Consider the following 24,304-nt stretch of genomic DNA (forward strand, 5'->3'; position numbering starts at 1 on the left):
TCTCCCGTCAGGTCCGGGCCGCACTCACCCCGAGCAGTGGAAACGCGCCCCGGCCCAGTCGCCGTGATCGCCGGACTTCTTGCCGTCGGTGTCCGTCACCTTGAGCCGGACGTGCCGGGCGCCGCCGAGCGGCACCTCCACCGGCACCGGCGCCGACTTCCCGGTCAGCTTCGGTGAGGTCCACAGCACCTTGCCGTCCGCCTCCACCGAGAAGGCCACCTCCCCGTAGTCGGCGATCTCGTCATCGATCCCGGCGTCCGCGGTGAAGGACGTACAGCGCCCCCCGGCGAAGAACTCCAGGTCCGAGTCGGCGTGCGTCCCGATGCCCTTGTCGTACGTCTTCCCGCCGAGGGTGAGCCGATGGCCGTCCGCCGCCCCCGACTCGCCGTTGCTGCGGTCCCGTTCGGCCGGCCCGTAGCCGTTGGTCTCGCTGAGCCACTCCAGATCGCTCGCCCAGGTGTCGCCCGCGGGTGCCCGGGGTACGGCCCGCACCTCGAAGCGGTGCACCGCCGTCCGCGGCGCACCGGCCGAGCGGTAGCGGACGGTCGCGGTGACCGTGACCGGGCCGGCGCTGTCGGCGTCCGCGGGCGCGGTGAGCGTCAGCGCGTCGTGCCGGGTGGTACCGGCCGCGATCTGCGCATGACGCACCGGCGCGGAGACGGTCCAGCCCTTGGGCGCCGACAGCGCCACCGACACCTCGTGTGCGGTACGGGTGCCCGCGGTGAGCGCCGTCCGCACGGTCGTCGGCGCGCCCTTGGTCACCTCCTGGCCGCCCGGTGTGCGCACCGCGACCGCCGCGCCCGGAGTCCTGCCGCCGACCGCGCTCGCGCCCTTCAGCGTCAGTCCGAAGGCGCGGTCGGTGGGGCGCGGGGCGGTCTTGATCCGGACGACGCCCGCGCGGTCGGCCGGGTCGTAGAACCAGCCCTCGTCCGCCGCGTCGAACGCGCGGGCGGACGGCAGCCGCTTCAGCGGGCGGCCGGCCAGGGTGACGCCGCGCGGCGCGTCCCCGGTGTGCACGGTGAAACGGTAGGGCCGGGCGGTCTGCTTGCCCCGGAACGAGCCCCGGGAAGCGCCGACGCCGATCCGTACCTCGCCGCCACCGGAGCGCGGCGCCGCCACCTGCACCCGCTGGGTGGCGCTGCTGCCGTCCCGGTGCGCGCGGGTCACCCCGTCGTCCTCGTAGAGCGTGAACGAGGAACGGCCCTGCGGATAGACGTCCCAGGCGAGCGGCGAGTGCGCCGTGCGGTCCTGGTACGACCTGATGCCCGGCCACATGGGGACGGCGGCACCGGCCTTGACGAACAGCGGCAGGGTGTCCAGCGGCGCGCTGTAGCCGTTGACGGTGGCCGGGCCCCGGTAGGTGCGCCCGGACCAGTAGTCGATCCAGGTGCCCTTCGGCAGGTAGATGCCGTCGCGGGTGCCGCTGTCCTGGTAGACGGGCGCGACGAGGAAGTCCTGGCCGGTCAGGAACTCGTACTTGGCGGCGTCGGTGGCGGCCCGGGGGTCGTCGGGGTATTCGAGCGACAACGGGCGCACCGGCCCGACGCCGGTCCGGGTCGCCTGGGCCGCGTAGGAGTACATGTACGGCAGCAGCGACTCCTTCAGCTTCAGGTACTTCCGGCTGATGGAGGTGTAGGGCTCACCGTGCCGATAGGGCTGTTTGTCGCTGTCGGCCCAGCCGTCCATCGTCATCATCGCCGGAAGGAAGGACTTCCACTCCAGATCGCGGACGTAGGTCTTGGGGCTGCCGCCGAAAATGCCGTCCACATCGCCGGTCGTGTACGCGAGTCCGGACAGCGTCGCGCCCGCGTAGGTGGGTATCTGCCAGCGGATGTAGTCCCAGCTGCCGCTCTGGTCGCCGGACCACTGGACACCGCAGCGCTGCGCCCCCGACCAGCTCTCCGGGGCCCAGGTGAAGCCCCGGGCATCGCTGTTGTCCTCGATGCCCTGGTAGGCGTCCTTGCAGCCGTCCAGCGCGAATTTGTAGCCGCCGCCGACCCAGGCGACGTCCAGTTTCGCGATCCGCTGGCCGGCCTTGACCTGGTCGGCGAGTGTGCCGATCCCGTCCTCGGTCCACAGGCCGAGCTTCATGTTCCGCTCACCGAGGCCCTTCGAGGTCTCGGCGAGGTGTTCGTAGCCGCAGCCGTAGCCGTCGTTGACCAGCATCCAGCCGTTGGGCAGGTCGTGCTGCCGGTAGGCGTCGGCGATCTTCAAGGCGTCGAGGGTGTGCCGCTCACCGCGGTTCGCATTGTGCAGATAGCAGTCCGAATCACCGGTCTCCAGGCCGTACAGCGGCGGCAGGAAGGGCTTTCCGGTCAGCGAGGTGTACTGGCCGATGACGTCCTTGGTGCTCGGCCCGGCGAAGTAATAGGCGTCGAAGCGCCGTTCCTTCGCGCTGGCCGTCACCGGCGCGTGGAAGGCGTAGGTGTTGGGCGCGTAGGTGTTGCGGAAGACGCCGTACCCCGCGGAGGAGAGGTAGAACGGGACGGAGTTGGGGTGGCCGCCGTCGTCCCAGTGATAGTCGACGCCGACCTCGACGGTGTGCCCGCGATGTGAGGTGTTGCCCCGGCCGTTCTGCATTCCGGCGCCGTAGAACTGCTCGCCGGCGCCACGCGCAAGGGTCTGGGTGGTGGTCTTGTCGTCCCAGCTCAGGCCCTTCGCCTCGGACCACACCAGCGAGCCGTCGGCCCGTCGCAGCTCGAAGCGCAGGGGCGCCTTGAAGGCCCTCAGGGTGACTTGGGAGGTGCTGAGTTCGTAGGCGTCCCCGGCGTCCCGCCAGTGGGTGGCGGGCGGCGCGCCCTGGGGCAGCACGATGTCCTTGCCGGTGGGGTCAACGAAGGTGCCGTCCGGGGCGAGTTCGACGCGGAAGGTGCGGTCCGTCACGAAGCTGACGCGGGCCTCGGCGCGGCCGGCGTGCAGATGGTAGACGGGCCCGTCCGCCGCGAAGCCGGTGATGTCGCCGACGGTCTGTGCGGGTGCGGGACCGTCGGCGCGTACGCTGCCCACCGGTCCCGCGACGGCCGCCGCGAGCCCGAGCAGCGCGGCAACGACCGCCGCCCGCAGTCCTGTTGGTTTCCTCATGCCCGCAGCTCTAGCGCGCCGCCGAGCACCTCGACCATGGACTCTTGGGTGTCGTTGCTGGACTTCTGCTCGGGGCGGCACGGGCGGCCCCGCGCCCGGACGGCTTCTTCGCCGCGCCCCCACCGCGGAGGGCTTCTTCGGCCGCGCCCCGCCCCGGAGGGCTTGTCCGGCCGTGCCCCGCCCCGGACGTCGTCCGGCCGCGCCCCCGCCCCCTCCCCCTCTCCCCCTTCGGGGGAGGGGGCGGGGGTGGGTTCGGGGGTGGGGGGAGTGAAAGGGGCGCCCCCGCCAAGCCCGGCGGAAGCGCCCCTGAGGAACGGAACGGCGACGGTCAGCGGGCGGCCGTCACAGGGCCACGCCGAGCAGCGCGTCCACCGCGCGGGAGACGAGGCCGGGAGCGCCCTCGTCGGTGCCGCCGCCGGACTCCTGTGCGGCGGCCCAGCGGTCCACGGCCGCGAGCGCTGCCGGGGAGTCCAGGTCGTCGGCGAGCGCCGTACGCATCTCCTCCAGGAGCGCGTCGGCGGACGGGCCGTCGGGACGGGAGACCGCGGCACGCCAGCGCGCCAGCCGCTCCACGGCCTCCTCCAGCACCGAGTCGGTCCACTCCCAGTCGGTGCGGTAGTGGTGCGAGAGCAGTGCCAGACGGATCGCGACCGGGTCGGTGCCCTCGCGCCGCACCTTGGAGACGAAGACGAGATTGCCCTTGGACTTGGACATCTTCTCGCCGTGCAGGCCCACCATCCCGGCGTGCACATACGCCTTGGCGAACGGGTACTCGCCATGGAGCGCCTGGGCGTGCGAGGCGCCCATCTCGTGGTGCGGGAAGGCGAGGTCGGAGCCGCCGCCCTGGACGTCGAAGCCCATGCCGAGGTGGTCCAGGGCGATGGCGACGCACTCGATGTGCCAGCCGGGCCGGCCGCGGCCCAGCGAGCCGCCGTCCCAGCTCGGCTCGCCGTCACGGGCGGCCATCCACAGCATCGGGTCGAGCGGGCTCTTCTTGCCCTCGCGCTCCGGGTCGCCGCCGCGCTCGGCGGACAGCAGCCGCATCGCCTCGGCGTCCAGGCCGGACACCTCGCCGAAGTGCGGGTCGGCCTCGACGGAGAAGTAGATGTCACCGTCCAGTTCGTAGGCGGCGCCGGCGTCGCGCAGCCGCTCCACCAGCGGGACGATGCCGGGTATCGCTTCGACGGCGCCTATGTAGTGGCGGGGCGGCAGCATCCGCAGGGCCGTCATGTCCTCGCGGAAGAGGGTGGTCTCGCGCTCGGCGAGCGCCGTCCAGTCGTCGCCGGTGGCCACGGCCCGCTCCAGCAGCGGATCGTCGACGTCCGTGACGTTCTGCACGTAGTGAACCTGGCGCTTCGTGTCGAGCCACACGCGCTGAACCAGGTCGAACGCGTTGTAGGTCGCCGCGTGCCCCATGTGGGTGGCGTCGTACGGCGTGATGCCGCAGACGTAGATACGGGCGACGGGACCGGGGTCGAGGGTTACCCGTCCGCCGGTCGCGGTGTCGTGGATCCTCAGGTCGCGGCCCTGGCCAGGCAGGGCGGGGACCTCAGAAGCGGGCCATGCATGCATGCCTTGAGCCTAACCGGATGGATGTTCCGCATACGAACCGGACCAGAGGTCTGACCGGAAAGGCGGTCTTGTGTTCGGCACTCGAACATGCAAGGCAAACACGCCGAGGGCCTACGGTGCCGGCCGGGAGGTCAGACGGGCGGCCAGGGAATGGCGGGCCATTCGCCGCTCGGCTCCGGGTGCCGTCCGCTGCGCAGCAGCGCGGCCACCCGCGCCCGCAGCGCCCCGATCTCGTCGTCCGTGATCAGTTCGGCCAGTCGGGCGGTGAGCGGCGTGGCACCCTCCAGCGCCCGCTGCAGGCCGCGCAGCACCTCCAGCGCCTCATCGGTCAGCGGCTCCCCCGCCCACCCCCACAGCAGGGTGCGCAGCTTGTCCTCGGCGTTGAACGTCACGCCGTGGTCGATGGCGAAGAACTCCCCGCCGGCGCCGGGCAGCAGATGCCCGCCCTTGCGGTCACCGTTGTTGATCACGGCGTCGAGCACCGCGAGCCGCCGCAGCCGCGGATGGTCGGCGTGCACCAGCAGCGCGGTACGGCCCTCGCCGATCTGCGCGAGGCCGACGGCCTTCCAGCCGGGCCCCGGCTCCTCGCCCTCCACCAGCGCCAGCAGCTCGGGCACCTCGTCGCTGTTCGCCGGCGGATCGATCCACTCCTGGACCATGCCGGTGCCGTACGGGCCCTCGCGCAGCACCGTCGGGGGGATCAGGTTCCAGCCACAGGCGCGGGAGATCTCGTACGCGGCGACCTCACGCTGGGCGAGGGTGCCGTCGGGGAAGTCCCACAGCGGGCGCTCGCCCGCGACCGGCTTGTAGACGCAGGACGCGGTGCGGCCGTCCTGCGCGACCGTGCAGTGGAGAACGGCGTTGGACGCCTCCTGGATGCGGCCGCGTACGGTCAGCTCACCGTCGGCGAGAAAGGCGTCCGGCAGGCCGCCGGCGGGCTCCGGTGCGGCCGGCGGCGGGTCCTGCGCCGGTGCGGGACCGGGCAGTGGCGCGGCCTGCCCGGCTGCGGGCTCCATGGCGCTCAGGCGTCCCGTCGGTATCCGTTCTGGCGCGGGCATACGTGTCCCTCCGGGTCGAGCGGCAGACTGCACAGCGGGCACGGCGGGCGCCCGGCGTTCACGACTTCCAGCGCCCGCTTGGCGAACGCCCTGGCCATGGTTCCGGTGAGGCGCACCCGGAGCATCGGCGGGCCGTTCTCGTCGTCCTGGAGCAGCCGCTCCTCGGCGTCGGCGAGGTCCTCGTCGTTGTCCGCGTCCAGCTCGACCAGGGCCTGCGCCTCGACGATCATCCGCTCGTCCTCGCCGTCCCAGGCGAGCGCCATCGTGCCGACCCGGAACTCTTCCTCGACGGGCGATTCCAGCGGGGCGGTGTCGGACAGCTCGGTGGGCGAGACGGCGGGCACCGGGGCGTTGCCGCCGCTGCGCCGCACGACCTCGTCCAGCAGCTCGTCGATCCGCTCGGCGAGGGCCGCGACCTGGGTCTTCTCCAGGGCGACACTGGTGGTGCGGCCGGAGGCGGTGGCCTGGAGGTAGAAACTACGGCGGCCAGGCAGCCCGACCGTACCGGCCACGAAGCGGTCCGGCGCGTCGTAGAAGAACACCTGACGGGACAACGTCCTGCTCCGATTGCTCGACTGCGGGGTCACTGCGGTCGCTGCACGTCCTGCGGTCACTGCGCGGATCGCAGGGGCGTGGCGGGCAGCGCCGTCGCACCACCCTACTGCGCCGACTGATCACGCTGCTCCCGCACCACCGCCGACGGCCGCGTCCCGGCCGGTGCCCGCGCCGCCGCCGTCCTCCCGGGGCACGAGCGAGCCGAAGTCACCGGTGTCCCCGAGCCGTACGAGGTAGGGGCGCAGCCGGGTGTAGCGGATCGCGGTGACCGAACAGGGCTCGACGGAGATCCGCTGGAAGAGGTCGAGGTGCATGCCCAGCGCATCCGCGACCAGGGATTTGATGATGTCGCCGTGCGAGCACATGACGTAGGCCGCCTCGGGGCCGTGCGCCTCCTCGATGCGGGCGTTCCAGTCGCGTACCGCGTCCACCGCTCGGGCCTGCATGGCGCGCATCGACTCGCCACCGGGGAAGGCGGCCGCGGACGGGTGCTGCTGGACGACCTGCATCAGCGGCTCGTCGTTCAGTTCGGCGAGTTTGCGGCCCGACCAGTCGCCGTAGTCGCATTCGCTGATCCGGTCCTCAGTGTGCAGCGTGAGCCAGGGCCGGGCGTCCAGCAGCGGTTGCAGGGTCTCCCGGCAGCGCTGCAGCGGGCTGGAGACGACGGCGGTCAACGGCACCCGGGACAGCCGTGCGGGCAGCGCGGCGGACTGGGCGGCGCCGCGCTCGTCGAGGGCGACTCCGGGCGCCCGCCCGGCAAGCACTCCGGCGGTGTTGGCGGTGGAGCGGCCGTGCCGCACCAGGATCAGCGTGGGCATGAGCGCCACCCTACGTGCCCGTTCCGGGTTCCTGGCAGGCAGCGCTGTGACGAGCGAGAATGCCAGGTGTGATCGTCGACAGTGCCATCTACCAGGACGGCCGCCGCGCCGAGTGTGCGACCGACTTCTCCCGAGCCCTGGAGGAGGCGCGGGCCAAAGGGGGCGCCTTCCTGTGGCTGGGGATGCACGAGCCGACGGAGGAGGAGTTCGATCTCGTCACAAGCGAATTCGGGCTGCACCCGCTGGCCGTCGAGGACGCACTCAAGGCGCATCAGCGGCCCAAGCTGGAGGTCTACGACGACTCGCTGTTCATGGTGCTGAAGCCGATCGCCTACGACGACGAGGCCGCCACGGTGACCGGGTCGGAGGTGATGGTCTTCCTGGGCGACGCGTTCGTGGTCACCGTCCGGCACGGTGAGGCCAGCCCGCTGGCGGCGGTGCGCCGGCGGCTGGAGGACCACCCGGAGATCCTCCGGCACGGCCCGGGGGCGGTGCTGTACGCGGTCTGTGACGCGGTGGTCGACCACTACATCGAGGTGGCCGCGGAACTCCAGCTGGATCTGGAGGAGTTGGAGGCGGAGGTGTTCGCGCCGGTGCGCCGGGACACCAAGAACACCGCGGCCGAGATCTATGCGTTCAAGCGGGAGGTGCTGGAATTCCGGCGGGCGACCGGCCCGTTGTCCGTGCCGATGACGCTGCTGCAGAACCCCGGAGTGCCGTTCGTGCACGCCCATGCCCGGCCCTTCTTCCGCGATGTCGACGACCATCTGACCCGTGCCAACGAGTCGGTGGAGGGCCTGGACCGGCTGCTCTCCGACATTCTCGCCGCCCATCTGGCGCAGATGGGCGTGCGGCAGAACGACGACATGCGCAAGATCTCGGCCTGGGCCGCGCTGGCGGCCGTGCCGACCCTGATCGCCGGCATCTACGGCATGAACTTCGACAACATGCCGGAGCTGAAGTGGCACCTGGGCTATCCGGCGGTCCTGCTGCTGATGGTCGTCATCGAGGTGTCGCTGTACCGGCTGTTCAAGCGCCGCGGCTGGCTGTGAGCCCGGGGCGGGCCGGACCGGCGAAGGTGGCGGACGGCCCGGAGGGGGGTACGGCCCGGAAGCCCCGTACGGCTCAGGCGAACTCCGGCGCCGAGGTGGCCGGGCCGCCCAGCGGGTCCCGGCGCTCGGGCATCCGGAGGCTGACCATCCGCCGCCATCCGCCCAGCCGTTCATAGCCGTACACCGCCCTGATCCCGGCGGTGAGCGTGGCGGATTTCCCCTTCGGCCACTTCAGGATGCGGCCCATGTGGTCCATGACGGCCAGGCTGACGTCCCGGTAGACGACGATCTCGGCGTGGGCGCAGTCGTGCAGGATCCGCTGGATGGCCCGGCCGTGGCCGAGGCGGGCCATCCGCAGCAGCTCCTCATGGCAGTACGCGAGGTGGTTGTCCTCGTCGTGGGAGATCATCCGGATCGCCTTGCCCACCTCGGGATGGTCACCGAAGTGCCTGGTGAGCATCACCATCTGGTCGGCGGCACGCTGTTCGGTGACCCGGCTGTGGGCGAGGTAGGTGATGATGTCCAGTTCGGTGAGCGGCTTGTCGCGGCGCAGCTTGCGGTGCGCCAGTCCGATGCCCTGCCGCTCCAGCAGCGCGGTGTAGTCGGTCTCTTCGGGGACTTCGGCGGGCGTCAGGCCGCGCTTGCGCAGCAGGGCGTGGAAGATCCGGCCGTGCTTGTCCTCGTCGGCACCGTGCCGGATGACCTTGGGCGCCAGCTCACGCAGGGAAGCGGGCATGAGCGCGGCGATCCGGCCGTTCTCCCAGCCGCCCTGGGCCTCGCCGCTTGCCGCGATGGAACAGAACAGGCGGTAGGAGTCGTCGTTGTCGACGATCTCCTGGAACAGACTTCGGGCCGAGAACATCTGCGCCACCTCCGAACGGACACACCCGCAAAGGAAAAGTCAAATGGTGTGTTCCGTGCGCGGCAACCGGGACGGCGGTCCCTGCGGCCGTTCAGGCGATGTCCGTCCTGGTGGCGGGCGTAACCCGCGCGCTCGTCACCGCGTTGTGGTGCGTACCGGCCGTGGCGGGGAAGATCCCCCGAGCCCCCACCACGGCCGCGGGCTGCGTCGGCCCGGCGCTGCGGGCGCCGGGCCGTGTGCGGGGCTTCCGGACAGGCCCGTCGAGGGCCTGTCGCCCCCCGTGACCTACGCCAGACCGGCGCGTTCCAGGGCCTCGGTACCGGCCCGCAGCGACGCCAGGCGGTCTTCCAGGGTGAAGCCCGCCGGCGCCAGCGTCAGGGTGGTCACTCCGGCCGCCGCGTAGGCCTGCATCCGCTCGGCGATCCGCTGCACGGAACCGAGCAGCGTGGTCTGGTCGATCAGCCGCTCCGGGATCGCAGCGGCGGCCCCGCCCTTGTCGCCGGACAGGTACTTCTCCTGGATCTCGGCGGCTTCCTTCTCGTAGCCCATCCGCTGGGCCAGCCGGTTGTAGAAGTTCTGCTTCCGGCTGCCCATACCGCCGACGTACAGCGCGGTGTACGGGCGGAACATGTCGGCCAGCGCGCTGACGTCCTTGTCCGCGCCCAGGGCCAGCGGCAGCGTCGGACAGACGTCGAAGCCGTCCATCGTCTTGCCCGCCTTCTCACGGCCGGCCCGGATGTGGGCGATCGCGGTCTCCTCCAGATGCTCGGCGGAGGGGAAGATCAGCAGCGCACCGTCGGCGATCTCACCGGTCTGGGCCAGGTTCTTCGGGCCGATCGCGGCGATGTAGAGCGGGATGTGCTCGCGCTGCGGGTGCACGGTGAGCTTCAGCGGCTTGCCGGGACCGCCGGGCAGCGGCAGGGTCCAGTGCTCGCCCTCGTAGGACAGCCGCTGCCGGGTCATGGCCTTGCGGACGATGTCCACGTACTCACGGGTGCGGGCCAGCGGCTTGTCGAACTTGACGCCGTACCAGCCCTCGGAGACCTGCGGCCCCGAGACGCCCAGGCCGAGCCGGAAGCGGCCGCCGGACAGCGAATCGAGGGTCGCGGCCGTCATCGCGGTCATCGCGGGCGTACGCGCCGGGATCTGGAAGATCGCCGAACCGATGTCGATGCGTTCGGTCTGGGCGGCGACCCAGGAGAGCACCGTGGGAGCGTCGGAGCCGTAGGCCTCGGCGGCCCAGCAGACGGAGTAGCCCAGGCGGTCGGCCTCCTGCGCCACTGCGAGATTGTCGGAGTCCATCCCGGCGCCCCAGTAGCCGAGGTTGATGCCAAGCCTCATGCCGCTCCCCTTACCGATCAGTAACGTCGCTGTTCCGGGGACTGTAGCGCGCAGCCCTGCCGGCCGTCATCGGCGGGTTGTCCACAGGTCCCCTGTTCCCGGCTCGCGGCCAGTAATCTCAAGGCTCATGGAGCAAAGGCACCTCGGCCGTACGGGCCTTCGCGTGACCCGCCTCGGGCTCGGCACCCTGAACTGGGCCCGTGACACGGACGAGCAGGAAGCCGCCGACCAGCTCAAGGCGTTCTGGGAGGCCGGCGGCACCCTCGTGGACACCGCCGACATCTACGCCGACGGCGGTGCCGAATACCTCCTGGGCAGGCTGACGGAAGCGCTGGTTTCGCGCGAGGACCTGGTGATCGCGACCAAGGCCGGCAGCGTCCTGGAGGCGGACCGCCGCGTCGACGGCTCCCGGCGCCATCTCCTCGCCGCGCTGGACGCCTCCCTGGAGCGGCTGGGCACCGACTACGTCGACCTGTGGCAGCTGCACGCCTTCGATCCGCACACGCCGCTGGAGGAGACCCTGCACGCCCTCGACCTCGCCGTCGCCAGCGGCCGGGCGCGCTATGTGGGGCTGTCGAACTTCTCCGGCTGGCAGCTCGCCAAGGCAGGCACCTGGCAGCTCGCGGCGCCCGGCGTGCGCACCCGGCTGGCGAGCACACAAATGGAGTACTCCCTGCTCCAGCGCGGCATCGAGCGGGAGGTGCTGCCCGCGGCGCTCGATCTCGGTATCGGCCTGCTGCCGTCGTCGCCGCTCGGCCGCGGCGTGCTGACCGCCAAGTACCGCCATGCGACGCCGGCCGACTCACGAGGTGCCTCGGAGCATCTGGCACCGTTCGTCGCGCCCTATCTCGACGAGCCGGCGGGCCGGGTCGTCGAAGCGGTCAGCACCGCCGCCGACGGACTGGCCGTCACCCCCCTCCAGGTCGCGCTGTCCTGGGTCCGCGACCGCCCCGGAGTGACCGCCCCGATCCTGGGCGCCCGCACAGCGCAGCAGCTCAGAGCCGCATTGTCAGTGGAGACCCTTAGTCTTCCTGACGAGATCCGCCGGGCGCTGGACGATGTTTCGGCTCCGGTGCACCACTACCCCGATCACGACTGGAGCACGCTGTGAGCACCGACCGCCTCGCCGGCGAAACCGCGCCCGAGCAGGAGGCCGCGCCCGGGACTGCGGATGCCCGGACGCCTGAGGGCGCCGCGGCTCCGGCGGACGCCGCGGCGCCGGGCGCGGACGCGACGGCTCCGGAAGACTCCGCAACCCCGGGCCACGAAGCGACGGCTCCGGAAGACTCCACGGCGCCCGGCGCGGACGCGACGGTGAGCGGGCCGGCGCCCGCGGCGCCCGGAGCCGAGGGCCGGGCCCCGGACACCGCTGCGGCCCAGCCGCCTTCCGCCTCCGCCGGCACCCCCGCTCCCGCCCCCGCGTCCGCGTCGGCCAAGGCGACCGCGGATGCGCTGGCGGCGGCGGTGCGGGCCGTGGAGAGCGGCGAGCGCGCGGCCGCCTCGTTCTTCAACGACGCACCGCGTCCCGGCAAGGCCGCCGCGCCTGCCGCCCGGCCCCCCAAGAGCGCCCCGGACACCGCCGGTCACACCCCGCAGGCCGGAACCACGGGCCCCGCCCCGGAGGCGGCCCTGCCGCGTAGCGCACACGGGACCGAGGGCCCGGCCCGTCCTTCCCCGACGGACGGCGGCGCCACGAACCCGCTCGGCGCACCGGCTCCTGCCGGGCCGTCCCCCGCCCCCCGTCCCGTCGTGACCGCGGCCCCCGGGATCGAGGGCGTACGGCAGGTTCTTGCGGCGGGCGGCGCCCCGGAGACGCTGGCGGAGCCGGCCGCCGAGGCGCTCGGGGAGCGGGCGGCCGAGGCGCTGAGCGAGGACCCCTGGCAGCTGCTCGGTGTGCCCGGTGTGCGCCCCGAGCAGGCCGACGGCTTTGCGCGGGCCCTGCTCGGCCCGGCCTGCGGTCCGGGCGACGAACGGCGCGCACAGGCACTGACCGGCTGGCTGCTGGAACAGGCCGCCGTCGCGGGGCACTCCGCCCTGGAGGCCGCCGCGCTGCGCAGCGCGCTCGCCCAGCGTTCGGTGCCCGACCCCGACGACGCCCTGCAGACCGCCATCGCCGACGGTGCCGTGCTGGTCTTCCAGGACGCGATCGAGGAACCGGGCCGCGCGCGGCCTGCCGCAGGTGACGACGAGGAGGACGAGCGGCCGGTCCGGATCCTGCTCGGCCTGGACCGGTTCGCGATGGCGGAGGAGAGCGTCGCCGACGGTCTGGCGCGGCTGCTCAACACCTTCGAAGCGGTGGCGGAGGAGGAACAGGAGACGGTGGCGGACGCCGAAGGGGCCGACGGCGAACCGGCCGGGACGCAATCGGTGGCCGCCGGCGCGAGCCCGTCCGCGGAAGCCGGCACCGCCCCCGCCCCCGACGCACCCGGTGCACCGGCCGACGCCGACGACACCGCCGTCCGCCGGACCGTCCGCCCCTCCGCCGCCGCCTGGGAGGCCGCCGCGGCCGCCGCACCGTCACCGTCGGCCGCGGAGCTCATCCGCACCGCCGCACACAACGGCCTGGTGGCCCACACCGGCGCCGAGGCGGCCCGCGCCGAACCGGCCGCACTGATCGCCGCGGCCCGCTCACTGGGGCTGCGGGCCTGCGGCGCCGCACACACCGAGAACGGCCGCCGCCGCCTGGCCGCGCAGCTCACCGGAAGCGCTCCGGAGGCCGCCGGTTCCATGGACCTGGGCACGGCCGCGGTGACCGTCTCCGGCCTGCTGTCCGGGCAGCAGGGCCCGGGGCGGGACGCCGACGGCGCCCTCGCGCTCGACCTGCTGGTCGTGCTGGACGCCCCGCAGCTGGAGCTGGAGACCGCCGCGCTGCTCGTCGAGTCGCTGACCGACGGAACCCGCCTGGTGCTCAGCGGCGACCCGGGAGTCCTGTGGTCCGCCGGTCCCGGCCGGCTGTTCGCCGATCTGCTCGCGGCTCGCTTCTGCCCGCAGGTCGCCTCCCGTACCCCGGACTTCGGCCCGATCGGCGAGCTGGTGTCGGGGATCGGCATCGGCGAGCTCGGCCAGGTCGAGGCACCGGGCAAGGAAGTGGTGATCGTCCCGGTGCGGGACGCCGGGGAGGCGGTGCACCGCACCGTCCAGCTGGTCGCCGACTCCGTGCCCCGGGCGCTGGGTGTCCCCGCGGACCACACCCAGGTCATCACGGTCGGCCACGGCGGCGCGGCCGGCACCCGCGCGTTGAACACCGCGCTGAAGGAGCGGCTCAACCCCGGGCCCGGCCGGTTCGGGGGTTTCGACCCCGGCGACCGTGTGGCCTACGCCCCGGCCCCCGGCCGTACGGTCACCGGCACGGTCACCGGCGCGGACGCGGCCGGGCTCCATCTCGACTGCGACGGCACCGCCACCGTGGTGCCGCGCGAGCAGGTCGGTTCGGGAGCCGTACGCCACGGCTGGGCACTCACCGCGCACCAGGCGGCGGGGACGCGGTGGCCCGCCGCGGTGGTCGTGCTGCCCGGGGACGCCGTCGGCGGTCTGACCCGCGCCTGGGTCTACACCGCCTTCAGCCGCGGCGAGCGCCATCTGTCGGTCGTCCAGGGCGTCGATCAGGCGCTGCCGCGCGCGGTCGCCGAGGTGCCCGTCAAGGAGCGCACCACCCGGCTGCGCACCCTGCTGCAGCAGAGCGTGCAGAGCGCCGAGGAGCCATCGGCGGCCGGCTGAGCCCGAACCACCCGCTCCCCCACGCACCTCGCACGGCCGCTGCCCCGGCCGTCGGCAGGAACCTGCTGACGGCCGGGGCAGCGGCGTGTGCGGTCAGGCGGCGATGCCGGCAGGCCAAGGTGCAGCCCGGGACACCCTCACCGTTCGTGGCTCACCGTTCGTGGTCGAGCGGCTCCAACATGTCGTCGTCGCCCAGCTCCTCGTCGAAGACGGCGCTGACGTCGAAGCGGCACACCACCCGCTGGGGGTCCGCCTGGTCGAACGGTGCGGACAGCCACTCCCCCGGCTCGGCCGGGTCGTCGGCGGCCGCCACCCACAGGGTCGAGTCACCCTCCTCCAGGCCGAATTCCTTGTGCCGGGAGGCGATCTCGTCCGGTTCGAACTCCCCGAAGAGCACACCGAGCGCCGCATGCACGCTGGTGCCGACGACCGCGGCGGCATCGGCGCCACCGCCCGCCGCCTCGTCGGCGGCGTCCGGATCGAGATCGGCGATGCGCTGGGCCTGGTGCAGCATCCGCTGCGGTTCGGCAACGGTGTAATCGCGCCGGATCAGCACGCTCAGCGCACTCGGTTCCTCCGGGCCCGCGTAGGCGGGCAGCGCATCGTTCCCGGGGATCTCGAAGGGGGTGACCTCGTCGTAGGTGTCGTACAGCAGCTCGTCATAGACCTCAGCCGCCGCGGCGAGCTCGTCGAACGCGGCGTAGACGGCCGGATCGTCCTGCCCCGAGCGGCGTTCGACCGCGTCGAGGTGACGGTCCAGCGCGGCTTTGACCGCCTCGGCGGCGGCACGTACCTCGGCAGCGGAAGGCTGCGCAGCATCAGACATAGTGCAGACGCTATCCGTACCGGGGCCGGTCCCGCACAATAGATGCGATGCCGGAATACGAATTCTGCGATGTGTATGTGCCTCGGGGAGTCTCCCGGAAGGCCACCACACGCCTGCTGACCGACCATGCCGAGTACGGACACTGGGAGTTGGACCGACTGCGCCTGAACCCTGACGGGAGCCGCAAGGTGCGGCTGCGCCGCCGGATCATCCGCCAGCTCCGTGCCACATGGTGAGCGACGGCGGCGCCTGAACACGGCAGAGCGGGCCCCGCTCGGCAGGGCCCGCTCCGTGAGTGCCGGTGCGCTATCTGCTGCTGATCACCGGCGGGCGGCGCGCGCCTTGCGGTAGAGCAGGGCGCCACCGAGCAGCATTCCGGCACCGGCCGGAATCGCGTAGCCGACCGCTCCGGCACCCGTCTGCGCGAGGTGCGCGGTGGGCTTGTGAGACGTCACGATCTGGCTGTGCCCGCCGGTCTGCGGCCGCGTCCCCGGGGTGTGCGGCGACTGCTGGCTGGGCTTGCCCGGGTGGTGGCCCTCGCCCGGGTGATGCGGCTTACCCGGGTGGTGCGGCTTGCCCGGCTGCTCCGGCTTGCCGGGGTGGTGGGGCTTGCCCGGGTGATGCGGCATCCCCGGGTGGTGCGGCCTGCCCGGGGCCGGCGACGACCCGTTGGCGCAGTGGTTGCCGAAGGCCGGGTTCAGCAGTCCGGGCGCCGAGACGTTGTTGCCGCAGGCATTCACCGGTACGTCGACCGGAGCCTGGACATTGTTGCCCGACCCGACACCGGGCGAGTGCGAGGCCCCGCCGACGGCGCCCGCGCCGCCCTGGTGGCCGCCGTGGTGCCTGCCGCCGCCCCCGTTGACGCAGTGGTTGCCGAACGCGGGGTTCAGCAGCGCGACCACATTGACGGTGTTGCCGCAGGCGTTCACCGGTACGTGGACCGGCACCTGGACGTTGTTGCCGGATCCCACGCCGGGTGAGTTCGCCGCGCCTCCGGCGGCGCCCGCATCGGCCTGTGCATAGCCGGCGGCCATGGCGAGAACGCCACTGGCGGCCGCCATGGTGATCAGGCCCTTTCTTGCGACCTGTCTCATAGGTTGTTCCCCTGCCTAGTGCCTTACAGGAATACGGACAAGTGGCGGTCCTCGGAAGGATCCACCCGCCCGCCGAAATGCCCAGCGGCTCCGGAATGCATGGCACGCCTTCCGGAGCCGAGCTGAGTCAGACCCTTACCGGGTGCAAATACAACGCCAAAGGACGCCAGAAGGTCACTTGTTGACGCAGCCCGCGCCGAACGCGGGGTTCAACAGCCCGATCACGGAGACCGTGTTGCCACAGGCGTTCACCGGAACGTGGACCGGCACCTGGATGGTGTTACCGGACACCACACCAGGGGAGTTGAGGGAGGCACCCTGGGCACCCGAGTCCGCAACGGCCAAGCCCGCACCAGCGAGCACCACACCACCGGCAACTGCTGCAGCGGCGACGATCTTCTTGATCATTATTCCTCCTTGTAGGCAATACGATCCCAGCCGCGGACCGCACTCACTGCAACGAAGAAAATGCTGTTGAAGCTACGAACACATCGGGCGGTTCACTCTTTTCAGCGAAGCCGGCGCGAAAGGCAGGTAATCCGCGCCGAATTCAGCTCAGGTCGATGAACCGGTCGAGCACCCGCACCCCGAACTTCAGTCCGTCCACCGGCACCCGCTCGTCCACGCCGTGGAACATCCCTGCGAAATCCAGCTCCGGAGGCAGCTTCAGCGGAGCAAAGCCGAATCCGCGGATCCCGAGACGGTCGAACGACTTGGCGTCCGTACCGGCGGAGAGCATGTACGGCACGGCGCGCGCGATCGGGTCCTCGGCCTGCAGCGCCGACTGCATCGCGTCGACCAGCGCCCCGTCGAAGGTGGTCTCCAGCGCCTTGTCCGCGTGGATGTCCTCCCGCTTGACGCGCGGGCCCAGGATCCGGTCCAGATCGGCCAGGAACTCTTCCTCGTGGCCCGGCAGGAAGCGGCCGTCGACATGCGCGGTGGCCTGTCCCGGGATGACGTTGACCTTGTAGCCGGCGCCCAGCTGTGTCGGGTTGGCGGTGTTCTTGAGCGAGGCGCCGATCAGCTTGGCGATGCCGCCGAGCTTGGCCAGCGTGGCGTCCATGTCCTCCGGGTCCAGCTCGGTGCCCAGCGCGTCCCCGAGCTGGTCGAGGAAGGACCGCAGCGTCTTGGTCACCCGCACCGGGAACTCGTGCCGGCCCAACCGCCCTACCGCCTCGGAGAGTTCGGTGATGGCGTTGTCCTTGTGGATCATCGAACCGTGTCCGGCGCTGCCGTCCACGGTCAGCTTCATCCAGTGCATGCCCTTCTGGGCCGTCTCGATGAGGTAGAGCCGCACCTGCTCGTTGACGGTGAAGGAGAAGCCGCCGACCTCGCTGATCGCCTCCGTGACGCCCTCGAAGAGATGCGGGTGGTGGTCGACGAGGTAGCGCGCGCCATAGGTGCCGCCCGCCTCCTCGTCCGCGAGGAACGCCAGCACGATGTCGCGCGGCGGCTTGCGCCCGCTGCGCAGCCGGTCGCGGATGACGGCCAGCGTCATCGCGTCCATGTCCTTCATGTCGACGGCGCCCCGGCCCCAGACGCAGCCGTCGGCGATCTCGCCGGAGAAGGGATGGTGAGTCCAGTCGTCGGCGTTGGCCGGCACGACGTCGGTGTGCCCGTGGATGAGCAGCGCGGGCCGCGAGCGGTCCTCGCCCTCGATCCGGGCGACGGTCGAGGCGCGTCCCTTGTGGGACTCGAAGATCTGCGGTTCGAGACCGACCTCGGCGAGCTTCTCCGCGACATACTCGGCGGCGGCCCGCTCTCCCGGGCCCGAGTGATCGCCGTAGTTGCTGGTATCCAGCCTGATCAGATCCCGGCACAGGTCGACGACCTCGTCCTCGCCGGTGACCGTACGGGACGACTGCGACTCGCTCATGCCGAAACCTCGCTTCGCTCGGCCCCGCACTCGCGGGGCTCGCACCTCTCCTTGGTTCGCTCACAGGGCTCGCTCATGCCAAACCCTCGCTTCGCTCGGCCCCGCATTCGCAGGGCTCGCACCTCTTTGGTTCGCTCGCAGGGCTCGCTCATGCCAAACCCTCGCTTCGCTCGGCCCCGCATTCGCGGGGCTCGCACCTCTCCTTGGTTCGCTCGCAGGGCTCGCTCACACTGCCTCCTCCATGTTCACGGTCGCGTCGCGCGCTTCGAGGAGCACGGTCCGCAGCGGGTCCACCGCCATCCTCCACCCGGCGCCCGCTGGGCCCAAGACTTCAATACACCCCGACATGCCCTGGTCACAGCCCCGCATCCAGCCGAATGTGCGGGTGATCGACCACCCGCGAAGGTTTGCTATTGTTTTCCACGTCGGAACGGCCCAGGCCGCAACGGCAGACACCTTGTCCGGGTGGCGGAATGGCAGACGCGCTAGCTTGAGGTGCTAGTGCCCTTTATCGGGCGTGGGGGTTCAAGTCCCCCCTCGGACACCATCGCGGTGCACAAAGGTTCTGGCTGAAGATCAGCCGGAACCTTTTGCGTTTTCCGGCGGCGCGGACCCGGCCGCCGGGGCCCGCCGGGTCCGCGGACGCTCGGCGGCGCATTGCGCGATATGGCCGGGCTGGGGTTTTCTTGCCGGGTGAGACGCAGATCCCCGGTTCCGCCCGCCCCGCTCCCCCAGCGTGAGGGGATCGACCCCGTCCGGGTGCGGCTGCCCGCCGATCCGGGCGGGGTGTGGGGCACGGTCCGGGATCATCTGGTGGACCGGTTCCAGGGGGCGATCGGGGCGCAGCGGGTGGACGCGATGCTCGGCGCCGGACGGTTCGTCGGGACGGACGGGGCGCTGCACGGGGGCGAGCCGTACGAGCCGGGGCGGTATGTCTGGTTCCACCGCGACTTCGCGCCGGAGGTGCCGGTGCCGTTCGAGGTGCGGATCGTCCATCGCGACGAGCGGATCGTGATCGCCGACAAACCGCACTTTCTCGCCACGACTCCGCGTGGGCGGCACATCACCGAGACCGCGCTGGCCCGGCTGCGGCGTGAGCTGTCGCTGCCCGCGCTGCAGCCCGCGCACCGGCTCGACCGGCTGACGGCGGGGCTGGCGCTGTTCGTCGTACGGCCCGAGGACCGGGGCGCCTACCAGAGCCTGTTCAGCGAGCGGCGGGTGCGCAAGGAGTACGAGGCGGTGGCGCCGTACGACGGGCGGGTGGCGTTGCCGGTGACCGTGCGCAGCCGGATCGTGAAGGAGCGCGGGGTGATCGCCGCGCGCGAGGAGGCCGGTGCCGCGAATGCGGAGAGCCGGATCGAGCCGGCCGGACGGCGGGGCGGGCTGGGGCGGTTCCGGCTGCTGCCCGCGACCGGCCGTACCCATCAGCTGCGGGTCCATATGAACGGCCTGGGACTGCCGATCCTCAACGATCCGGTCTATCCGGTCGTCGGGGACCCGGCCCCGGACGATTTCACCGCGCCGCTTCAACTGCTGGCGAAGGTACTGGAGTTCACCGATCCGGTGGACGGGCGGCCGCGGCGGTTCGAGAGCGGGCTGCGGCTGGCGGCGTGGGACCGGGATCCGGTGGCGTGATCGTGGGACCCGGGTGCGGCGGGCCGCTGATGCCGGCCGCTCGGACGGGTTCACGGACGGCGGCGGGGCGGCAACGGGGGCGGGGGCGGCGGCGGTGCGCGTACGGATTCAGGGTCGAGCAGGAAGCGGAGGCCGGTGAGGCGGTCGCCTTCGGGCTGACGATGACCCTGGTGTGGCTCTCCTTGGAGATCCTGCGGCTGCTGTCGTACCTCCGGTGGTGGTGAGGAACCGTCCGCGGCTCCCCCTCCGCACGGAATTTCCGGTGCGGACGGCCCCCGGGCCTGCGTAGGGTGCGCAGGTCGGTGGAGGGGGAGAGGGGCTGGGCGGGCGGATGCTGATCTTCGATGCGGATGACACGTTGTGGGAGAACAACGTGGTCTTCGAGCGGGTCATCGACGAGTTCGTGGAGTGGATGGCCCGTCCCGGGCTCGACCGGACCGGGGTGCGGGCGGTCCTCGACGGGATCGAGGCGGCGAACGCGGTGACCCTCGGATACGGCAGCACGGTGTTTCTGCACAGCCTCGGCGAGTGCGTGGCGCGGCTGCGGGGACGGGCCGCGACGGCCGAGGAGTCGGCGCGGATCTCCGGGTGGGCGGCGGCCTTCGACAAGGACACGGTGGAGCTGCTCCCCGAAGTGGCCGAGACCCTGGCCGAGCTGGCCCGGCGGCACGATCTGCTGCTGCTGACCAAGGGCGACACCGCGGAGCAGCAGCGGAAGGTGGCGGCCTCCGGGCTCGGCCGGTACTTCCGTGACGTCCACATCGTGGCGGAGAAGAACACCGCCACCTACGAGGAGCTGACCCGCGCCTACGACCTGGTGCCGGCCTCGGCGTGGATGATCGGGAACTCCCCCAGGTCGGACATCCTGCCGGCCCGTTCCGCCGGCCTGAACGCGGTGTTCATCCCGAACGACCACACCTGGGTCCTGGAGCACGGCGATCTCGACCCCGCGGACGAGAAGGTGCTGCGGCTGCCGGCGTTCGGCGAGTTGCTGCGGCACTTCTGAGAGAGCTGAGGGAGGTGACTGCGGTGGGACCCAAGGTGCCCTGTGTGTTTGTGTGTCATGACGGCTCCGGGTGGGTGCTGTTGACGCGCCGGAGCACGGGGGCCAGGGATGAGCCGGGGACCTGGGACTGCGGTGCGGCGACGCTGGAGCCGTTCGGTGCGCAGGCCCGGGTTCAGGGCCGCTCTTCCACGTCCCGTCCGCCGGGCTGACCGCCGCGTTCACGGGCGGCGGGGCGGGGGGCTAACCCCCGCCCCGGGCCGTCTACAGCGGTGCGATGCCGGTCAGTTCACCGTCCTCCAGCGCGAGCCACCGGGTGATGCCGATGTCCCGGAGGAACGTCGGATCGTGGCTGACGACGAGGAGTGCGCCCTCGTAGGACTCCAGGGCCGTGACGAGCCGGCGGACCGACGCGATGTCGAGGTTGTTCGTCGGCTCGTCGAGCATCAGCAGCTGCGGGGCGGGCTCGGCCAGCATCAGCGCGGCGAGCGAGGCGCGGAAGCGTTCGCCGCCGGAGAGCGTGCCGGCCAGTTGGTCGGCGCGGGCCCCTTTGAACAGGAAGCGGGCGAGCCGGGCCCGGATGCGGTTGTTGGTGGCGTCCGGAGCGAAACGGGCGACGTTGTCGACCACGCTCAGCGCGGGATCGAGGACCTCCAGCCGCTGCGGGAGGAAGCGGTAGGGGACATGGGTCTGCGCCGCGCCGTCCCGCGGCGGGATCTCACCGGCGACGGTCCGCAGCAGGGTGGTCTTGCCGGATCCGTTGCGGCCGGTCAGCGCGATCCGTTCGGGGCCGCGCACCTCCAGGTCGGCGCGGGCGCCGTAACGGGCCTGCAGGGCGCGCAGGGTCAGGACGGTGCGGCCCGGCGGCACGGCGGTGTGCGGCAGGTCGATGCGGATCTCGTCGTCGTCCCGGACCGCTTCGGCCGCCTCGTCGAGGCGCTCCTTGGCCTCCTTGAGGCGTTCGGTGTGCAGGATGCGGTGCTTGCCGGCGGATACCTGGGCCTCCCTCTTGCGCTCGTTCATGACAATCTTCGGCTCGCGCTTGGTGGCGTTCATCTTGTTGCCGTAGCGGACCCGGCGGGCCAGCTTGACGTGTGCGTCGGCGAGTTCACGCTTCTGGCGTTGTACGTCGGCCTCGGCGGACCGCACCATCCGCTCGGCCGCTTCCTGTTCGACGGCCAGGGCGTGTTCGTAGGCGCTGAAGTTGCCGCCGTACCAGTGGATCTCGCCGTCGCGGAGGTCGGCGATCCGGTCGACGAGTGCGAGGAGTTCCCGGTCGTGGCTGACCACCACGAGCACCCCGGTCCAGCCGGTGACCGCGGCATACAGCCGCTGCCGGGCCGCCCCATCGAGGTTGTTGGTGGGCTCGTCGAGCAGCAGGACGTCCGGCCGGCGCAGCAGCAGGGCCGCCAGCCGCAGCAGGACGGACTCGCCACCGGACACCTCGCCGATGGTGCGGTCGAGACCGAGGCCGGGCAGTCCGAGCTGGTCGAGGGTGGCGCGGGCGCGCTCCTCGACGTCCCAGTCGTCGCCGACGGCGGTGAAGTGCTCCTCGCTCGCGTCGCCGCCCTCGATGGCGTGCAGGGCGGCGCGTGTCGCGGCGATGCCGAGCGCTTCGTCGACCCGCAGCCGGTTGTCGAGCGGGGCGTGCTGGGGGAGGTAGCCGACCTCGCCGGCGACCTTGATGCTTCCCGCGGTCGGGGCGAGTTCGCCGGCGATCAGCTTCAACAGGGTGGATTTTCCGGCCCCGTTGAGGCCGATGAGGCCCGTCCGGCCGGGGCCGACGGCCAGCGGGAAGTTCTCCAGGACGGGGCTGCCGTCGGGCCAGGTGAAACCGAGGCCGGTGCAGACGATGGCCGCGGAGGACGCGGAGGACGCGGAGCTGGATGACTTGGACACAAGGGTCTCCTGGGCGCGGGTGAGAGTGCGGGGATGCGCAGGGAGACACCGCGTCAGCGGAACGCCGGGGTGGTCGGGTACGCCGTAGGTACGCCGAGGTCGCGGACGGGCCGCGCGAGGCATGATTCGCCGCTCCGGATACCGGAAGCGCAGGGCGGATCACCGTCGCGGGCGCGGTGTCTCAAGGACCTCAGACGAGCAACGGCCTTCTCCGATCGGCGGCAATGGGACCGAGACCGACGATACGGGGGACGCCACCCAAACGCAAACGCTATTTTCGTTGCGTTTGAGTTCCCGCGGTGCGGTGCGCGTCCCCCGGGCCTCCTGCTCCCCCGCTCCACTCCCCCTACTCCCCCTGCTCCCCCGCTCCGTCGCGCGGGCGCAGACGCACGCGGGCCGGGCCGGTCGCCTGGAGGGTGATACCGGCGGCGACCGGCACCTCCTTGTCCACGGCCTCGACTTCGTACGCACGCAGCAGCACCGCCAGCGCCAGCACGGACTCCAGCATCGAGAAGTGCTGCCCGATGCAGGCGCGCGGCCCGCCGCCGAACGGGAACCACGCATAGCGGTGCCGTTCCGCCTCCCGCTCGGGTGCGAAGCGCCGCGGATCGAAGCGTTCCGGGTCCTCCCACAGCTCCGGATGGCGGTGGGTGACCCAGGGCGCGACGACCACATCGGCGCCGGCCGGAATGCGGAAACCGCCGATCTCCGTTGCGGCCACGGCCCGGCGGCTGACGACCGGCGCCGCCGGATACAGCCGCATGGACTCCTTGAGTGCCTGCGTCAGATACGGCAGACGGTCCAGGTCGGCGGCCGTGGGGGTGCGGTCCCCCAGCACCCGGCCGATCTCCTCGCGGACCCGGGCCTGCTCCTCGGGGTGCCGGGCGAGGAGATGGAGGGTGAAGGCGAGGGAGGTCGCGGTGGTCTCGTGCCCCGCCAGGAGGAAGATCAGGACCTGTTCGCGGACCTCGGTCGCGTCGAGCGAGCCGTCCTCGTCGTTGCCGGCCGCGGCCAGCAGGGAGAGCAGGTCGTCGCCCCCGTCCGCCGCCACTCCGGCGCTCCCGCGCGCCGCCTGCCGGTCCGCGATGATGCGGTCGCACAGCGCGTTCAGCTCCTCGGTGGCGGCCCGCGCCCGGAGGTTGCCGGGGGTGGGCCACCCGCGCGGGACCTTGACGGGGGCATAGGCACGCCGCACGACATAGGCGTTGATGACCGGGGCGCACCGGTGGAAGGCGTCCTCGGCCGCCGCCGCGTCGAGGCCGAACAGGATCCGGGCGACGGTGCGCAGCGCCAGCCGGTTCATCTCGGGGACCAGGTCGACGGTGTTCCCCTCGGCCGTGCGCCAGCGGTCGGCGAGCGTGCCGGCCTCGGTCGCCACGGCCGCCGCGTAGCCGTCGACCCGGCGCTTGGTGAACAGCGGCTGCACCAGCCGCCGCTGCCTGAGGTAGTCGGTGTCCTGGCTGGTGAGCAGGCCGTTGCCGAAGGCCTGCCGGACCTCCTCGTAGAGCGGGTGGTCCTTACGGAAGTTGGCGCCCTGGGAGGCGAGGACCTGCTGCACGCCCTCGGGCGCGAAGACCGCGTGGAACACGCTGCGCAGACCGGGCGGTCCGGCCGCCAGGCGGATCACATCGCCGTGCGCACGCCGGGCGTTCAAGAACGTGCCGAGGGAGTCGCGCCGGAGGTCGAGCATCGAGCCGAGCACGGGGAGACCGGCCGGGCCGGGTATCTCGCTCACCGGTCCGGGACCGGGATGGGGGTGGGGGTGGGGGTGGGAGTCGGGGTGGGGGTGGGACTCGGTGGGGAACATGCCGGATGTCTATCCCGCGGGCCCGGGTTCCTACCCCGCATGCCCGGGGTGCTCACCCGTGGGCCCGAGTTGCTCACCCATGGGCCCGAGTTGCTCACCCATGGGCCC

20 protein-coding genes and 1 tRNA gene are annotated in these 24,304 nt (G+C 72.1%); 8 read left to right on the forward strand and 13 right to left on the reverse strand.

Annotation, left to right across the window (positions count from 1 at the left end; translation table 11 throughout):
- Nucleotides 1–24 precede the first annotated feature (24 nt).
- The 5 genes from ACWGJY_RS12510 to ACWGJY_RS12530 form a co-directional block, all read right to left on the reverse strand.
- Entirely contained in the window at nucleotides 25–3,081 is a 3,057-nt protein-coding gene (locus ACWGJY_RS12510) for an NPCBM/NEW2 domain-containing protein (protein WP_453260757.1), read from the reverse strand.
- A gap of 342 nt (nucleotides 3,082–3,423) precedes the next feature.
- Complete coding sequence (gene mshC, locus ACWGJY_RS12515) at nucleotides 3,424–4,653, reverse strand: cysteine--1-D-myo-inosityl 2-amino-2-deoxy-alpha-D-glucopyranoside ligase (protein ID WP_453260758.1); 1,230 nt, start codon at nucleotides 4,651–4,653, stop codon at nucleotides 3,424–3,426.
- Between the two features lie 131 nt (nucleotides 4,654–4,784).
- Nucleotides 4,785–5,669: an SCO1664 family protein gene (locus ACWGJY_RS12520; protein ID WP_453260759.1), complete on the reverse strand. Its 885-nt coding sequence runs from the start codon at nucleotides 5,667–5,669 to the stop codon at nucleotides 4,785–4,787.
- Between the two features lie 5 nt (nucleotides 5,670–5,674).
- On the reverse strand, nucleotides 5,675–6,265 hold the full coding sequence (locus ACWGJY_RS12525; protein ID WP_244415824.1) for a DUF3090 domain-containing protein: 591 nt from the start codon (nucleotides 6,263–6,265) through the stop codon (nucleotides 5,675–5,677).
- 120 nt (nucleotides 6,266–6,385) lie between these two features.
- On the reverse strand, nucleotides 6,386–7,084 hold the full coding sequence (locus ACWGJY_RS12530) for a histidine phosphatase family protein (protein ID WP_453260760.1): 699 nt from the start codon (nucleotides 7,082–7,084) through the stop codon (nucleotides 6,386–6,388).
- Between the two features lie 59 nt (nucleotides 7,085–7,143).
- On the opposite strand from ACWGJY_RS12530, the gene corA reads away from it, so the two are divergent.
- Nucleotides 7,144–8,136, forward strand: a complete 993-nt coding sequence (corA, locus tag ACWGJY_RS12535; protein WP_453260761.1) for a magnesium/cobalt transporter CorA — start codon at nucleotides 7,144–7,146, stop codon at nucleotides 8,134–8,136.
- 73 nt (nucleotides 8,137–8,209) lie between these two features.
- Here the strand turns inward: corA and ACWGJY_RS12540 are convergent, their stop codons facing one another.
- Nucleotides 8,210–8,998, reverse strand: coding sequence for a ferritin-like domain-containing protein (locus ACWGJY_RS12540; protein ID WP_453260762.1), 789 nt, complete (start codon nucleotides 8,996–8,998; stop codon nucleotides 8,210–8,212).
- Between the two features lie 285 nt (nucleotides 8,999–9,283).
- Complete coding sequence (locus ACWGJY_RS12545) at nucleotides 9,284–10,339, reverse strand: LLM class F420-dependent oxidoreductase (RefSeq protein ID WP_453260763.1); 1,056 nt, start codon at nucleotides 10,337–10,339, stop codon at nucleotides 9,284–9,286.
- 127 nt (nucleotides 10,340–10,466) lie between these two features.
- Here ACWGJY_RS12545 and ACWGJY_RS12550 point away from each other — a divergent pair, with 127 nt between their 5' ends.
- Nucleotides 10,467–11,450, forward strand: coding sequence for an aldo/keto reductase (locus tag ACWGJY_RS12550; protein ID WP_453260764.1), 984 nt, complete (start codon nucleotides 10,467–10,469; stop codon nucleotides 11,448–11,450).
- Nucleotides 11,447–14,056, forward strand: coding sequence for a helix-hairpin-helix domain-containing protein (locus ACWGJY_RS12555; RefSeq protein WP_453260765.1), 2,610 nt, complete (start codon nucleotides 11,447–11,449; stop codon nucleotides 14,054–14,056). The genes ACWGJY_RS12550 and ACWGJY_RS12555 overlap by 4 nt, the downstream gene beginning before the upstream one ends.
- A gap of 151 nt (nucleotides 14,057–14,207) precedes the next feature.
- On the opposite strand, the gene ACWGJY_RS12560 is transcribed toward ACWGJY_RS12555, so the two are convergent.
- Nucleotides 14,208–14,882, reverse strand: coding sequence for a hypothetical protein (locus ACWGJY_RS12560; RefSeq protein WP_453260766.1), 675 nt, complete (start codon nucleotides 14,880–14,882; stop codon nucleotides 14,208–14,210).
- 47 nt (nucleotides 14,883–14,929) lie between these two features.
- On the opposite strand from ACWGJY_RS12560, the gene ACWGJY_RS12565 reads away from it, so the two are divergent.
- A complete protein-coding gene (locus ACWGJY_RS12565) occupies nucleotides 14,930–15,118 on the forward strand; it encodes a DUF5703 family protein (protein ID WP_030416245.1) in 189 nt (62 codons plus the stop codon).
- An 84-nt stretch (nucleotides 15,119–15,202) separates the two neighbouring features.
- Here the strand turns inward: ACWGJY_RS12565 and ACWGJY_RS12570 are convergent, their stop codons facing one another.
- The 3 genes from ACWGJY_RS12570 to ACWGJY_RS12580 all read right to left on the reverse strand — a co-directional run bounded on the left by ACWGJY_RS12570 (nucleotide 15,203) and on the right by ACWGJY_RS12580 (nucleotide 17,852).
- Complete coding sequence (locus tag ACWGJY_RS12570; RefSeq protein ID WP_453260767.1) at nucleotides 15,203–15,976, reverse strand: chaplin; 774 nt, start codon at nucleotides 15,974–15,976, stop codon at nucleotides 15,203–15,205.
- A 174-nt stretch (nucleotides 15,977–16,150) separates the two neighbouring features.
- Nucleotides 16,151–16,384 carry a chaplin gene (locus ACWGJY_RS12575; RefSeq protein WP_453260768.1) on the reverse strand — a complete coding sequence of 78 codons (234 nt, stop codon included), beginning with the start codon at nucleotides 16,382–16,384 and terminating at the stop codon, nucleotides 16,151–16,153.
- Between the two features lie 142 nt (nucleotides 16,385–16,526).
- The gene (locus ACWGJY_RS12580; protein WP_453260769.1) at nucleotides 16,527–17,852 is read right to left on the reverse strand and encodes a M20/M25/M40 family metallo-hydrolase; all 1,326 of its coding nucleotides are present in this window, start codon (nucleotides 17,850–17,852) and stop codon (nucleotides 16,527–16,529) included.
- Nucleotides 17,853–18,311: 459 nt separating this feature from the next.
- Between ACWGJY_RS12580 and ACWGJY_RS12585 the strand changes: the two genes are divergently transcribed.
- The 4 genes from ACWGJY_RS12585 to ACWGJY_RS12600 all read left to right on the forward strand — a co-directional run bounded on the left by ACWGJY_RS12585 (nucleotide 18,312) and on the right by ACWGJY_RS12600 (nucleotide 20,493).
- Nucleotides 18,312–18,399, forward strand: a tRNA-Leu gene (locus ACWGJY_RS12585).
- Between the two features lie 146 nt (nucleotides 18,400–18,545).
- Entirely contained in the window at nucleotides 18,546–19,487 is a 942-nt protein-coding gene (locus ACWGJY_RS12590; protein WP_453260770.1) for a pseudouridine synthase, read from the forward strand.
- Nucleotides 19,484–19,711 carry a Bax inhibitor-1/YccA family membrane protein gene (locus ACWGJY_RS12595; RefSeq protein WP_453260771.1) on the forward strand — a complete coding sequence of 76 codons (228 nt, stop codon included), beginning with the start codon at nucleotides 19,484–19,486 and terminating at the stop codon, nucleotides 19,709–19,711. Before ACWGJY_RS12590 ends, ACWGJY_RS12595 begins: the two co-directional genes overlap by 4 nt.
- Before the next feature lie 107 nt (nucleotides 19,712–19,818).
- Entirely contained in the window at nucleotides 19,819–20,493 is a 675-nt protein-coding gene (locus ACWGJY_RS12600) for an HAD family hydrolase (RefSeq protein WP_453260772.1), read from the forward strand.
- 261 nt (nucleotides 20,494–20,754) lie between these two features.
- Here the strand turns inward: ACWGJY_RS12600 and ACWGJY_RS12605 are convergent, their stop codons facing one another.
- Together ACWGJY_RS12605 and ACWGJY_RS12610 are read right to left on the reverse strand one after the other, a co-directional pair.
- Entirely contained in the window at nucleotides 20,755–22,389 is a 1,635-nt protein-coding gene (locus tag ACWGJY_RS12605; RefSeq protein ID WP_453260773.1) for an ABC-F family ATP-binding cassette domain-containing protein, read from the reverse strand.
- Nucleotides 22,390–22,735: 346 nt separating this feature from the next.
- Nucleotides 22,736–24,196, reverse strand: a complete 1,461-nt coding sequence (locus tag ACWGJY_RS12610; protein WP_453260774.1) for a cytochrome P450 — start codon at nucleotides 24,194–24,196, stop codon at nucleotides 22,736–22,738.
- Nucleotides 24,197–24,304 lie beyond the last annotated feature (108 nt).

This window comes from Streptomyces sp. NPDC054765 (assembly GCF_053612065.1).